The organism is Rhizobium sp. 05L429 (assembly GCF_056397645.1).
Genome location: NZ_JBFTNV010000005.1, coordinates 67799 through 81530 on the forward strand (window position 1 = coordinate 67799; position 13732 = coordinate 81530).

Sequence of the window (13732 nt, forward strand, 5' to 3'; positions counted from 1 at the left end):
CGGATGTCCTTCCTCTCTCTTCGCCGGACAAAGGAAGCGTCGAATACCGACGTCAGCAGACCGGATGTCTCTTTGCGACGATGGCGGGATGCCAGAGCACCTCCGCAACAAGCTGTTCAACAGGTAGCAATGAATCTAGCCGCAAAACCGGCTTTGTCATCGTCATCAACCACTCCTCATGTGCAACGAGACTGCGACGCTCCGCCCCTGCCGTATCGTAGCTCTCCGCCCATTCCATGAATTCACGGCTTTGCGCCGCCATGTCGCCACCGGGCCTGATCCTTTCGCCATAGCGGGCCTCCTCGCGCCGGCGGATACGCTCCATACGCACCATGGGATCGACCGTCAGGAACACCACCAGGTCGTAAAGCGGCTCGAATTCCGCGCCCCATTTGATCGCCGAGCCGGAAAGCACCCAATCGGCATCGGGCAACGCCTCTTGCCTGAGCATCGCAACGCGAGCCCCGACCTCGCGCTGCATCGTGAAGGGCGGATCGGTCGGCATCCAGAAGAAATGGTCGGTATCGAGATGACGGACATCAAGCTGTTCGGCCAGCGCCAGGCCAAGCGTGGTCGTGCCGGAACCCGAGGCTCCCGTGATATGGATACGCATGATACGCTCTCTTAAGGGGTAATATCCGCGAAGGAATGGACCGGATAGCGCAGAGTTATGACAGCCGTTCGACGGCCGCTCAATCGACCAGTCGGAACTCCAGCATCAGATTTCTCTGCAGGATGGAGTGATTGTCGTCAGACACCAGGATGACATGCGTCGTGCCATCGGCGGCCTGGAAGGTATCGATCCCTTCCATATTGTCGATATTGTAATTGAAGTTACCCTCGACGAGCAGCTCACCGTTCACGATGGCGCCGGGCTTGATATCTGCTCCCTTGATGCGGCGAATGCGCATGCCGATACCTTCGGCCATATTGAAGCGCCGCTCCAACAGAAGCAGGTCTCCGCCCGGCAGGAAGGCACCGTCGGTCACATCGAAGCTGCCATCCTTCTCGACCGCGAACTGCCCCTTTAGCGGCCCGTCCAGAATAGCCGCAAGCCGGTTGCCATCCTCGTCGAGGCTTCGCTCCGTCACAATCACGGGCGCGCCTTTCAATGGGCTCGAGGCGGAGGCTACGACAACGGTTTCAATGCCACGGTTTGCCCGCATCTCGTCCCGGGGAATGAGGATCCCGACCGTCGATAAGGATCGCGAGTCGAGAAAGCCGGGGTCCGGATAGATGTCGACGCGATGGTCCTGCTCGAAGGAAACAAGAATCCGGTCGCCATCCAGTGCGAGGCCTTCGGCATCCATAGGCCCCTTGCCCTCATAGGTCCGGCCGACGCGATTCCTCATCGCCGTGATCTCGACGCCGGAAAGGCCCGAAAGCCTGCCCTTGGCATCGCGTTCGATGCTGCCGGTCAGCCAGTGCCCGGTATCGAGAACGCCGACGAAACTCTTGCCGTCAGGACGCATGCGGATGGAGGAAAGGGAGCCGAAGAGGGAATTGCTCGACACCATCTCCAGCCCGCCGATAAATTCCAAAGGGCCGAAGCGGGTTTCGTCGCGACCGATATGGAAATCAGAAATCTTGCGGCTGATGATCTTCGCAGGCTCGCCCGCATAAGCGCCGGACAACCCCGTCGCGAGGGCAAGGACGACCAGAGCCGCGCGAGACAGATTTTCAAACGCCATGCGGAGTGTTTCCCCGAGATCGCATCAGCCGGCGCGGCGCAGGCGACCACCGCGCGGCTGGGCGGCGTGATCCTCGAACAGTTCTGCAAGCTGCTCGGTCATGGCGCCGGCAAGCTCGTCCGCATCGACGATCGTCACGGCACGGCGATAGTAACGCGTCACGTCATGACCGATGCCGATTGCGAGAAGCTCGACGGGCGAGCGCGTCTCAATCTGCTCGATTACCGCACGCAGATGCCGTTCCAGATAATTACCTGGATTGACCGACAGCGTGGAATCGTCCACCGGCGCACCATCCGAAATCATCATCAGGATGCGGCGCTGCTCGCGACGTGCGAGCAGGCGGTTATGCGCCCAGATCAGCGCCTCGCCGTCGATATTTTCCTTCAGCAGCCCCTCGCGCATCATCAGGCCGAGATTGGGCCGTACGCGTCGCCAGGGAGCATCGGCCGACTTATAGATGATGTGTCGCAGGTCGTTGAGACGGCCCGGCGTCTGCGGCTTGCCATTGGCCAGCCAGCTTTCACGCGCCTGCCCGCCCTTCCAGGCCTTGGTCGTGAAGCCGAGAATCTCGACCTTGACGCCGCAACGCTCCAGCGTGCGCGCCAGAATATCGGCGCAGGTGGCGGCAACCGTGATCGGCCGGCCTCGCATGGAACCGGAATTGTCGATCAGAAGCGTCACAACCGTATCGCGGAACTGCGTGTCGCGCTCCATCTTGAAGGAGAGCGCCTGCGTCGGATCGATGATGATGCGCTGCAAGCGGGCCGAGTCCAGATACCCTTCCTCGAGATCGAAATCCCAGGAGCGGTTCTGCTGTGCCATCAGCTTGCGCTGCAGGCGGTTCGCAAGCCGCCCGACTGCGCCCTGGAGATGGGCCAGCTGTTTGTCGAGGAAGGCGCGCAGTCGCTCCAGTTCGGCGGCATCACACAGCTCCTCGGCCTTGATGATTTCGTCGAACTCTTCCGTATAGATGTGGTAATCGACCTTTTCGTTGAAATCGGCAAAGGGCGTGTTCGGACGGCGGGTCTCACCCGGCGTCTCGGAATCGTCCTCGCCTTCTTCCATCATGTCGTCGTCGGAGATTTCGGCGCCTTCAGTTTCGCCGTCCTCCATCTGCTCGTCGGAGACTTCGCTGTCTTCGACGGGCGCGGCATCGCTGCCGGCGTCCTCGTCGACCTCATCCTCGTTCTGCTCGTCGCCCGTCGGCTGATCATCCTCGTTGGACTGATCGTCGGAGTCCGGATCGCTGTCGTCATCGCCATATTCCTCGGCCATTTCCATGGCCGACAGCATATTGCGGATGACCTTCGAGAAGGCCTGCTGGTCGTTGATGACGCCGGAGAGATTGTCGAGCTCGCTGCCGGCCTTTTCCTGGATAAAGGAACGCCAGAGATCAAGCACCTTACCGGCCGAAGCAGGCGCCTTCTGGCCGGTAAGCTTCTCGCGCACCATCATGGCGACGGCTTCGCCGATCGGCGCATCTTCCTGCCGTTCGATGCCGGTGAAATTTGCCTTGGCATATTTCTCTTCCGTCATGGAGCGCAGGTTTGCGGCCATGCCCTCCATGCGCAGCGAACCGATCGATTCGACGCGCGCCTGCTCGACGGCGTCGAAGATGATCCGCGCGTCGGAGCCCTGCGGCGCCATGGTCGAATGCACCTTCTCGTCGTGACAGGCGATGCGCAGCGCCATGGAATCGCCAAGGCCGCGCGTAACCGCCAGCTCATGCGCTGTCGGACGCTTGGAAAGCTCCGGCAGGCGGATGCGTTCGCCCGTCATGCCGGGGCGTTCATTGGCGAAAGCCACCTCGACCTGATCGTCGCCGGCGATTGCGCGTACGCAACCGGTTATCGCACGCCGCAACGGCTCGACATCGACAGGCGCGCCGGGCTTTGCTTTCGAATTGTCACCACGAGATGCCATGATCGACTGGCCTTATGCCCCCAGCACGATGTTGGCAGCGCTTTCCTTCAGCTCCACACCAAAGGCGCGCTGATAGTGCTCGGCCACCAGCGGACGCTCAAGCTCGTCGCACTTGTTGAGGAAGGTCACTCGGAAGGCGAAGGCGAGATCACCGAAGATCTCGGCATTCTCGGCCCAGGTGATGACAGTACGCGGGCTCATGACGGTGGAAAGATCGCCGTTCATGAAGGAAGCGCGCGTGAGATCGGCAACGCGGACCATCTTGGAAACCGTATCACGGCCTTCCTTGTCCTTGCCGAAGCTCTTCACCTTGGCAGCGACGATATTCACTTCATGGTCATGCGGCAGATAGTTCAGCGTCGAGACGATCGACCAACGGTCCATCTGCGCCTGGTTGATCTGCTGCGTGCCGTGATAGAGGCCTGTCGTATCGCCGAGACCGATGGTGTTGGCGGTCGCAAACAGGCGGAAGGCCGGGTGAGGACGGATGACGCGGCTCTGGTCGAGCAACGTCAGGCGGCCGGAAGATTCCAGCACGCGCTGAATGACGAACATCACGTCCGGGCGGCCGGCATCATATTCGTCGAAGACGAGCGCGACATTGTGCTGATAGGCCCAGGGCAGGATGCCGTCCTTGAATTCGGTGACCTGCAGGCCGTCCTTGACGACGATCGCATCCTTGCCGACGAGATCGATACGGCTGACATGGCTGTCGAGGTTGATGCGCACGCAAGGCCAGTTGAGGCGGGCGGCGACCTGCTCGATATGGGAAGACTTGCCCGTGCCGTGGTAGCCGGAGATCATCACGCGTCGGTTATGGGCGAAGCCGGCGAGGATCGCGAGCGTCGTCTCGCGGTCGAAGAGATAGTCGGTGTCGAGATCCGGCACATAGGCGTCGCCCTTGCTGTAGGCGGGAACGCGGATGTCGGAATCGATGCCGAAGGCCTCGCGGACCGAAACGGTGGTATCGGGCAGTTCGGAAATATCAAGTTCGATCTTGCTCATCATGTCTCCAAGGCGGGTGATGGCACCCGGCCATACTGTCTCAAGCCATTTCGCAACCATGACGCCGCGATATTCCGCGCCTGTCAGGTGGGAACGTCGGCGATACTTCTCCGGGACTGAAACGAAACCTCGGCGGGATGATGACCGCTGGCGAGCATTCTAGAAAGAGTCCCGGACAAGAAATGCCGCGTCCGGAAGGTCGGCAGAGGCGATGTCGGGAAAACGCACAAATATATGCCGCGATTGCCTGCGGCCTCAGCCGATGTGGACCATACCCGATTGAAGCTTAAGAGCAAGGACGGGAACTAACAAAAACCGTTCTGCTTCAATAATTGATAGGCCTGGATGACGGCACGGAAACGCTCTTCCGAGCCGCGGTCGCCGCCATTCGCATCGGGGTGATGCTTCTTGACCAGTTCCTTGTACCTGCTCTTGATCTCTGCGGAGGTGGCGTTCGCGGCAAGTCCCATCGTATCGAAAGCCTTGGCTTCCAGCGATTTCAGCTTGCGGGCCTGCGGGAAACGCGGGCCGCTGCCCTTGCCGCCACTTTCCTTCACGAAGCCGAACGGATCACGCACACGCGAATAGGCGCCGGAGCGAACCTCGGCATGCAGCGGGCTGTTCTTGGCATCCTTGTTGACGCCAACGGTCCAGGTGGGGCGATGGCCGGTGATCGCCTCCTTCTGGTAGCGCGCGATCTCACCGTCCGACAGGCCGGAGAAATAATTGTAGCCCTTGTTGTAGTCCTTGACGTGCTCGAAGCAGAACAAGAAGAATTGACCTTCCGCATTGCGTCCCACAGGAGCGCGATGCGTGCCTTTTTTGTCGCAGCCGTCCCACTGGCAGCTTGGAGGCGCCTGCTCGGGCTCCTGCTCTCGTCTGCGGCGCGTTCGGATGCGATCGAAATATTTGGAATCAAGTCTCATGACGGCGCTAATTATGGGGCTGCTGACTGATGACAACAAGAATTGACAAACGGGAATGTTGCTGGCTTGGTGGGAACCTTTTTCGCGAACTCAGAAGACCCGGTGATGACACTCCAGACCAGCATCGAAGAGAAGCTCAAGGCGACCTTTGCACCCGAACGCCTCTTCGTCATCAACGAGAGCCATCTGCATGTCGGCCACCAGCCGGACATCACGGGCACCGGCGAGACACATATGCGCGTTCGCATCGTTTCTGCAAAATTCGCCGGCATGTCTCGGCTGCAGCGCCACAGGGCGATCACCGACCTATTGAAGCCCGAGCTGGACGCAGGGCTTCATGCGCTGGCCGTCGAGCCGGCAGCACCGGGCGAACCGACGCGCTGGTAACTCTTAAAGCATTTCCAGACGCAAAGCCGCTGCAGACTTTTGCTGGAATTGCTCTTAGCGGATGATCAGCGCCGTGGCGTAGAGCCCGAAACCGAAGACGGTGTGGGCGAGCAGGTTCAGCACCCGCACCTTCGTGGGATTCGGCGTCTTAGAAGCCGCCCAGCCAAGGCCGAGACCCGGCTGCATCAGAAACCAGCCTGCGCCGACCGTGACGATGCCGAGGATCCAGGCCGGCAGGAAGGTTGGTGCGGCAAACCAGGCCGGGCCGACGAAGATCGCCAGCAGGATGCCGTAGAGAATGCCGACCGCATAGTGGCCGATCCAGCCGAGCGCCAGCTCGTTGGCATAGGGCGCGGCATCACCGATATCGTCGTGAAAGACCTTGCCCTTGCCGAGATGCCAGAACCAGCGGCCGGCAGGCGCCCAGTTCGGCGACGACGTCACACCGAGCTTTGCGAGCAGGATTGCCCAAATATCCATCAGGACGGTCGCCCCGATGCCGATGGCGACGGATCGCCAAATGATGTCGAACATGTCAGATCCTGTGGAATGAGCCGGCATCTGGAACTTCCATGCCGGCAATGGAGATCATAATCAGGCGGGTTTCGTCTCGTCTTCCCCGGCGGGGCGGATGCGCAGCTTGGTGATGCGGTTCTTTTCCCGCTTCATGACGACGAAGCGCTTGCCGTGGAAGGTAAAGGCCTGCCGCTCTTCGGGAATGGTCATTGATTCATGGATGACGAGGCCGGCGATCGTCGTCGCCTCCTCGTCGGGCAGGTTCCAATCGAGTGCGCGGTTGAGATCGCGGATCGGCACGCCGCCATCGACGACGATGGAGCCATCGGCCTCCTGCCTCACACCTTGCATGTCGATATCGTGCTCGTCGGAGATATCGCCGACGATCTCCTCCAGAATGTCCTCCAGCGTCACGATGCCCTGCACCTCGCCATATTCATCGACGACGACGGCGAAATGCTGCTTGCGGCGCAGGAAGGCATTGAGCTGATCTTCGAGATTGGTGCTGTCGGGCACGAACCAGGGCTTCTGGGCGATCTTCACGATGTCGAGCTGCTGCGCTTCCATGTTCGGTTCGGCGAGCGCCCGCAGCAGGTCCTTGGCATGTACGACGCCGATGATGTTGTCGATCGTACCGCGCCAGAGCGGCATGCGCGTGTAAGGGCTTTCGAGGATGGCCCGGACCACGGATTCCGGCGGATCGTCGGCGTTAATCGCCCGCATCGCCGTACGGTGAACCATGATGTCGGAAAGCTCGAGCTCGCCGAGATCGAGCACGCCGCCGAGGCGGTCGCGGTCGGCCTTCACCACCGAGCCTTCGCGATGCAACAGGTCGACGGCACCGCGCAGTTCCTCATGAGCCGACAGCATCGAGACTTCGCGCGACAGGGTGATGCCGAAGAGACCGAGGATCTGGCGTACGATTGCGTTGATGAAGGAGGAAAGCGGTCCGACAACGGCGACGAAGAGGCGGGTCGGTATTGCAACATTGAGCGCAAAACGCTCAGGCGTGGAGATCGCCCAGCTCTTCGGCAGAACCTCCGCGAAGATGACGAGGATGATGGTCATGGCAAGTGTTGCCAGCGCCACACCGGAATTGCCGAAGATCCCCAGAAATATGCTTGTCGCCAGCGACGAGGAGAGAATGTTGGCGAGATTGTTGCCGATCAGCAGCGCACCGATCAGCCGGTCGCGGCGCTCGATGAGGATTCGCACAAGACCGGCGCGTTCGTCGCCATTGGCTTCCAGCGTATGGATGCGGCTTCTCGAAACAGCGGTCAGCGCGGTTTCGGACCCCGAAAAGAAGGCAGACATCAGCACTAGGGCCACGATCGAAACGATCTCCGGCCAGTAGACCGATAAAAACGCCAGAGTGCCTTCGACTGTCATCAGGGATGCTTTTCCTTGAGAAAGCTGATCACTTCGGAAGCCGGCACGTTGTCCGCGACGAAGGACTGGCCGATGCCGCGCGTCAGAATGAAGGTGAGCTTGCCGCCCTTGACCTTCTTGTCCTGCGCGATCGCATCCATCAGCACCTCCGCCGGCGGCAGAGTGCCCGGAATTTCCGACACACGGGTCGGCAGGCCGACCGCCCTCAGATGCGCCTCGACACGGCGGGCGTCATCGGGGCTTGCAAGGTTCATGCGCGCCGAAAATTCATGCGCCAGCACCATGCCGATCGAAACGCCTTCGCCATGGACCAGACGGCTGCTGTCATAGGCGGTCGCAGCCTCCAGCGCATGGCCGAACGTATGGCCGAGATTGAGCAGCGCCCGCTGGCCGTTTTCCCGCTCGTCGGCGACGACGACATCCGCCTTGGCCTGACAGCTAATTGCAATCGCTTCGATGCGGGCCGAACCACCTGCAAAGACCGCCTGCCAGTTGTTCTCCAGCCAGGCGAAGAAATCCGGCTTGTCGATCAGTCCGTATTTCGCGACTTCGGCATAGCCGGCGCGAAATTCGCGCTTGCTCAGAGAATTCAAAACATCCGTATCGGCGAGCACGAGATCCGGCTGATGGAAAACGCCGATGAGGTTCTTGCCGTGGCGGCTGTTGATGCCGGTCTTGCCGCCGACGGAGGAATCCACCTGGGCGAGCAGCGAGGTCGGCACCTGCACGAAGCGCACCCCGCGCCTGATGATGCCGGCCGCAAAACCCGAGAGGTCGCCGATGACGCCACCGCCGAGGGCGATGACATAATCATTGCGTTCGACGCGGGCCTCGAGAACCTTGTCGCAGACATTGATCAGATGTTCAAAACTCTTGGTCTTCTCGCCGGCCGGCAAGACAACCTCTGCCGAGGCGATGCCCGCGGCATCCAGGCTTGCCTTCAATGCATCGAGATAAAGCTGCGCCACATGTTCGTCGGTGATGATGGCCGCCTTACGGCCCTTGAGCCGCGAAGCGATCTCGCCGCCGGCGCTGGCGATCAGGCCCGGCCCGATCAGGATATCATAGGCCCGCTCGCCAAGCGGCACATGGACCTTGCGGACGGCGGAAGCGGGAGTGATCGCGTTCATGATAATGCGCTTTCTTTCTGGGCCTCGACCATGGCTCTCAGCACTTCATCGGCCATGACTTCCTTTCGCACGTCGCGCGAAAGCACCGTGAGATCGGCCTCGGCATAAACGGGGTATCGGGCATTCATCAGATTTTCGAGCGTCTGCTTCGGGTTTTCGGACTTCAGCAACGGACGTGTATCGCGCTTGTTGACCCGGTCCCAGAGCACGTCGAGATCGGCCTTGAGCCAGACCGAGAGGCCGCCCTTCTTGATATGCCTGCGGGTGCGGTCGTTGATGAAAGCGCCGCCGCCGGTGGAGACGACGCGCGGGCCGCCCTTCAGCAGGCGCTTCATCACCCGCGTTTCGAGCGCCCGGAACTCTTCTTCTCCATAGGCAGCAAAAAGCTCCGTGATCGTCATCCGCGAAACGCGCTCGATCTCGATATCGCTATCGACGAAAGGGATGCCGAGCTGCTGCGCGACAAGGCGGCCGACGGAAGATTTTCCGGCGCCCATGAGGCCGACAAGGATGAGATTGCGTGAACCGAGCGCGGCGCGAGCTCTGTCTTTCAGACTGTCTGCAACGGAAACTGGGGGCTCACTCATCGGTCCATTCACACTTTGTTTGCAAACGGTATCGACAAATGCGGGTGTAGCGTCAAGTCGCGGGCAAGGGAATCATGGTCTCACTGCCGCTTCTTGCACTTGCAAACACGCTTCTTATAACAGAGGCAGAGTTCTAGGGAGTAGCCGGATGCCGAGCCTGATCCGTTTCCTGTCCGTTCTGGCGGTCATCGCCGGACTGATCTATGGAGCGATGTGGGCGCTCGCCACCTTCGTCGAGCCGCAGCAGCGAGACGTGACGATCCGCATCCCCTCCGAGCGGGTGAACCCGCCCTCGACGGGCACGATCAACACCACGAAGAAGTGACGCGATGAAGGATCTCGGCCGCGTCCATGTAGAATCATTTCTTGAAATGATGAGTGCCGAGCGCGGTGCCGCGGTCAATACGCTGCAGTCTTACGAGCACGATCTCGACGACCTGCGCTCTTTCCTGCACGGCCGCAGCATCCGTCTGACGGAGGCAGCATCGGGCGATCTTGGCGCCTATCTCGCCTCGCTGTCCGCGCGGGGCTTCAAGCCCTCCTCGCAGGCCCGCCGGCTTGCCGCCATGCGCCAGTTCTATAAATTCCTCTATGCCGAGGGCCTGCGCACCGACGATCCGACCGGTATTCTCGACGCCCCAAAGAAGGGCCGCCCCTTGCCGAAAACAATGGGCGTCGAGGAAGTGACAAAGCTGCTGACCCAGGCAGAAGCCGAGGCCGCCGACCTCAACCCCGGCCAGCTTCATCGTCTGCGCATGCTGGCGCTCCTGGAACTTCTCTACGCCACCGGCATGCGTGTCAGCGAACTCGTCTCGCTGCCCGCCCGCGTTCTCGATCAGGAGGGCCGCTTCCTGATGATCCGCGGTAAGGGCAACAAGGAGCGGCTGGTACCGCTTTCGCAATCGGCCATTGCCGCTCTGAAATCCTACGGCCGCATGCTGGCGTCTGAAAACGCCGCATCAAAACAGCCGCAGGAGAGCCCCTGGCTCTTTCCGGCCGCCTCGAAAGAGGGATACCTGCCGCGACAGGTCTTCGCCCGCGATCTCAAGAATCTGGCAATCCGAGCCGGCCTCACACCATCGATGATTTCGCCGCACGTCATGCGGCATGCCTTCGCCAGCCATCTTCTGGCCAATGGCGCCGACCTGCGCGTGGTGCAGGAACTCCTCGGCCATTCAGACATTTCGACGACACAAATCTATACGCATGTTCTGGAAGAACGGCTCCAGCAACTCGTCCATACGCACCACCCCCTTGCAAAACAGGCGAAAAAGCACGAATAGGACCGGCGACAAGGGGCGGAACCAGGAAACTGCCCCGCGCACAAGGAACGGAAACGCACCTCATGCACAACTATCTCGACTTCGAAAAGCCGATCTCCGACCTCGAAGGTAAGATCATCGAGCTTAAGAAGCTGGCGACGGAAGACGAAAGCATCGACACATCCGACGAAGTCGGCAGGCTCGAAGTCCGCGTCCGCGAGGCAATCGTCGAGATCTATTCGAAGCTGAACGCCTGGCAGAAGACGCAGGTCGCGCGCCACCCGCAGCGTCCGCATTTCGTCGACTATGCCAAGACCCTCTTTCAGGAATTCACGCCGCTTGCCGGCGACCGCAAGTTTTCCGAGGATGCCGCCATCCAGGCTGGCCTTGCCCGCTTCCGCGGCCAGCCGGTCGCCGTCATCGGCCAGGAAAAGGGCAACGACACCAAGAGCCGCCTGAAGCACAATTTCGGCAGCGCCCGTCCCGAAGGTTACCGCAAAGCGATCCGCATCCTCGAAATGGCCGACCGCTTCCAGCTTCCGGTCATCACCCTTGTCGATACCGCAGGCGCCTATCCGGGTGTCGGCGCCGAAGAACGCGGTCAGGCAGAAGCCATCGCCCGTTCGACGGAAATGTGTCTCGGCGTGAAGGTGCCGTTGATCTCGATCGTCATCGGCGAAGGCGGCTCGGGCGGCGCGATCGCGATTGCCACCGGCAATCGCGTCTACATGCTCGAGCATTCGATCTACAGCGTCATCTCGCCGGAAGGTGCAGCCTCCATCCTCTGGCGTGACTCCACCCGCGCCAAGGAAGCTGCGACCAACATGAAGATCACCGCCGAGGACCTGAAGTCGCTCGGCGTCATCGACGGCATCATCCCCGAGCCGCTCGGCGGTGCGCATCGCGATCCCGACAGCGTTATCGCCGCAACGGGCGACGTCATCGCCAATGCACTAGGCGAAATGGCCTCCCGCTCGGGCGAGCAGCTGCGCAACGATCGCCGCCAGAAGTTCCTTGCCATGGGCCGCAATCTGTAAAATCCACAGGCCGTTCCAGCCGATTGAGGCCAAACCTTGGCCACAATAATGTTATCTGTAACATCAGCGCTTGCAGGACACGTCCGCGCAAGTCATAGGCTGGTAAGGATTTATCAAGTATAAGCCGCCTATGATTCCGCGCTGAGCCCGGTTTCCGTAAGCGGGTTGGGTCGCATTATTGATGGGCTGATTGAATGCGCATACGTCATCTTGCCTATGTTTCGCTTATGGCGCTGGCTCTGACCGGCTGCAATGACGCATTGGAATCGGCCCAGGGCGTCGACCTTTCGACCGTCAAGAACAAGGTGGAGCAGCCGCTTCCCGCCCGTATCCTTGCAGACATGTCGGCCAAGGGCATGGATCGCAACTCGCCGATCATGATCCGCATCTTCAAGGAAGAAGGTGCGCTGGAAGTCTGGAAGGCGAAGACGGACAATCGGTTTGAGAAGATCGCCGGCTACAAGATCTGCGCCTGGTCTGGCAAGCTCGGCCCGAAGGTCAAGACCGGCGACCGGCAGGCGCCGGAAGGTTTCTACAACCTGAGCCGCGCCAACCTGAACCCCAATTCCAAATATTATCTCGCCATCAACACCGGTTTCCCGAACCGGTATGATGCCGTCAACGGCCGCTCCGGCAGCGATCTGATGATCCATGGCGCCTGCTCGTCGTCAGGCTGCTACTCCATGACCGACCAGCAGGTTCTGGAAATCTACGCCTTTGCCCGTGACGCCTTCAAGGGCGGCCAGGACAGCGTGCAGCTTCAGGCCTTCCCATTCCGCATGACCGCCGAGAACATGGTCAAGCACCGCCTCGATACGAATTACGATTTCTGGAAGATGCTGAAGGTCGGCTACGACAATTTCGAAGTCACCAAGCGCCCGCCGGAAGTGAATGTCTGCGAGAAGAAATACGTCTTCAACCAGCAGGCCACGAGCGGCGGCAGCTTCAATCCGGCCGGCGCCTGCCCGGCCATGTCTACGCCGCCGGCGCTGACGGCGGCGCTCGCCTCCTACGGCAAGACGTATGATGCCGATTATCAGACGGCGCTGAAGAAATACGACGGGCTTGCCTGGTACGACCCGACGGAAGCCGAACGCAAGGCTGTGGTCGCCAAGCAGCGCAAGGGCCGCGAACTCGCATATGCGCCGACCGGCACGTCGCTTGAGGCCGGCCGCATGGTCAAGGTTGCCGAACTCGAAGACATGATGGCCAATCAGGCCGCAAAGAGCGTGGCTGCAAAGACCGCAGCTGCCGCTACGCCGACGACGCAGGCTCAGGCCACGACCGTTGCCGCAGCACTGCCGGCAAACATCCCGGTACCGATGCAGAACCCGCTGGCCTATGCCGCGCCCGAGCCCGCGCCGCAGGAAACCGCCGACGCTACCAAGAAGCCGTTCTGGAAGTTCTGGGCCAGGAACTGATTGGCTTGGACGCCATTCTCTACGATCTGCGCGGGCTGAAATGCCCGCTTCCGGTCATCAAGACACGCAAGAAGCTGACGGCCATGCCGAGCGGCGCGCTGATCCTCGTCGATACCAGCGATCCGCTTGCCGTCATCGATATCCCGCATTTCTGCAATGAAGACGGCCACGAGCTCGTCAGCACAGAAAAGACCGAACGCGGCCACCGCTTCCTGATCCGTAAGGGCTAGAACAGCCCTATTGAAGTGGAGGGTGCCCCCTTCGCATCGAGCCCCCTCCGGAGGGAGCCCCCTCCGCAAAATGCCCAGATTCAGGAAGAGAGAGTGTCCCTTATGCGTCCGAACGGGCGCTCGGTGCTCTCGGTGGAGGGGGCGAACCTTCAATGGAGGGTGCCGCACCCTCCGGTTCAACCAATTGAAATATATGCATTTAAACAAGTGGAGGGGGCGGAGGAG

At 60.8% G+C, this 13732-nt stretch carries 15 protein-coding genes; 6 read left to right on the top strand and 9 right to left on the bottom strand.

Annotated features, from left to right (window positions below; translation table 11 throughout):
• Positions 1-52 precede the first annotated feature (52 nt).
• From AC1DNW_RS06555 to AC1DNW_RS06575, 5 genes are all read right to left on the bottom strand, one after another.
• The gene (locus AC1DNW_RS06555; RefSeq protein ID WP_113308225.1) at positions 53-616 is read right to left on the bottom strand and encodes an ATP-binding protein; all 564 of its coding nucleotides are present in this window, start codon (positions 614-616) and stop codon (positions 53-55) included.
• A gap of 76 nt (positions 617-692) precedes the next feature.
• Positions 693-1691, bottom strand: coding sequence for an esterase-like activity of phytase family protein (locus AC1DNW_RS06560; RefSeq protein ID WP_113299103.1), 999 nt, complete (start codon positions 1689-1691; stop codon positions 693-695).
• A 24-nt stretch (positions 1692-1715) separates the two neighbouring features.
• Positions 1716-3617, bottom strand: a complete 1902-nt coding sequence (gene cobT, locus AC1DNW_RS06565) for a cobaltochelatase subunit CobT (RefSeq protein WP_113308226.1) — start codon at positions 3615-3617, stop codon at positions 1716-1718.
• A gap of 12 nt (positions 3618-3629) precedes the next feature.
• On the bottom strand, positions 3630-4622 hold the full coding sequence (cobS, locus tag AC1DNW_RS06570) for a cobaltochelatase subunit CobS (RefSeq protein ID WP_113299183.1): 993 nt from the start codon (positions 4620-4622) through the stop codon (positions 3630-3632).
• Between the two features lie 305 nt (positions 4623-4927).
• Positions 4928-5548: a J domain-containing protein gene (locus AC1DNW_RS06575; protein WP_113299105.1), complete on the bottom strand. Its 621-nt coding sequence runs from the start codon at positions 5546-5548 to the stop codon at positions 4928-4930.
• A 105-nt stretch (positions 5549-5653) separates the two neighbouring features.
• Here AC1DNW_RS06575 and AC1DNW_RS06580 point away from each other — a divergent pair, with 105 nt between their 5' ends.
• The gene (locus AC1DNW_RS06580) at positions 5654-5935 is read left to right on the top strand and encodes a BolA family protein (protein ID WP_113308227.1); all 282 of its coding nucleotides are present in this window, start codon (positions 5654-5656) and stop codon (positions 5933-5935) included.
• Between the two features lie 54 nt (positions 5936-5989).
• Here AC1DNW_RS06580 and AC1DNW_RS06585 read toward each other — a convergent pair whose 3' ends face one another.
• Genes AC1DNW_RS06585 through AC1DNW_RS06600 form a run of 4 tightly spaced genes read right to left on the bottom strand, consistent with a single transcriptional unit; the run spans position 5990 to position 9557 of the window.
• A complete protein-coding gene (locus tag AC1DNW_RS06585) occupies positions 5990-6469 on the bottom strand; it encodes a DUF2938 domain-containing protein (protein ID WP_113308228.1) in 480 nt (159 codons plus the stop codon).
• Positions 6470-6529: 60 nt separating this feature from the next.
• Complete coding sequence (locus tag AC1DNW_RS06590) at positions 6530-7840, bottom strand: HlyC/CorC family transporter (protein ID WP_477833690.1); 1311 nt, start codon at positions 7838-7840, stop codon at positions 6530-6532.
• On the bottom strand, positions 7840-8970 hold the full coding sequence (gene aroB / locus AC1DNW_RS06595; protein WP_113308230.1) for a 3-dehydroquinate synthase: 1131 nt from the start codon (positions 8968-8970) through the stop codon (positions 7840-7842). The genes AC1DNW_RS06590 and aroB overlap by 1 nt, the downstream gene beginning before the upstream one ends.
• Entirely contained in the window at positions 8967-9557 is a 591-nt protein-coding gene (locus AC1DNW_RS06600) for a shikimate kinase (RefSeq protein WP_113299109.1), read from the bottom strand. The genes aroB and AC1DNW_RS06600 overlap by 4 nt, the downstream gene beginning before the upstream one ends.
• 148 nt (positions 9558-9705) lie before the next feature.
• Here AC1DNW_RS06600 and AC1DNW_RS06605 point away from each other — a divergent pair, with 148 nt between their 5' ends.
• The 5 genes from AC1DNW_RS06605 to AC1DNW_RS06625 all read left to right on the top strand — a co-directional run bounded on the left by AC1DNW_RS06605 (position 9706) and on the right by AC1DNW_RS06625 (position 13507).
• Positions 9706-9882, top strand: a complete 177-nt coding sequence (locus tag AC1DNW_RS06605) for a hypothetical protein (RefSeq protein ID WP_477833694.1) — start codon at positions 9706-9708, stop codon at positions 9880-9882.
• Positions 9883-9886: 4 nt separating this feature from the next.
• Complete coding sequence (gene xerD, locus AC1DNW_RS06610; RefSeq protein WP_113308231.1) at positions 9887-10840, top strand: site-specific tyrosine recombinase XerD; 954 nt, start codon at positions 9887-9889, stop codon at positions 10838-10840.
• 62 nt (positions 10841-10902) lie between these two features.
• Positions 10903-11856 carry an acetyl-CoA carboxylase carboxyltransferase subunit alpha gene (locus tag AC1DNW_RS06615; protein ID WP_113299111.1) on the top strand — a complete coding sequence of 318 codons (954 nt, stop codon included), beginning with the start codon at positions 10903-10905 and terminating at the stop codon, positions 11854-11856.
• Between the two features lie 194 nt (positions 11857-12050).
• Positions 12051-13277, top strand: a complete 1227-nt coding sequence (locus tag AC1DNW_RS06620; protein ID WP_113299112.1) for a L,D-transpeptidase family protein — start codon at positions 12051-12053, stop codon at positions 13275-13277.
• A gap of 5 nt (positions 13278-13282) precedes the next feature.
• Entirely contained in the window at positions 13283-13507 is a 225-nt protein-coding gene (locus tag AC1DNW_RS06625; protein WP_113308232.1) for a sulfurtransferase TusA family protein, read from the top strand.
• Positions 13508-13732: the final 225 nt, after the last annotated feature.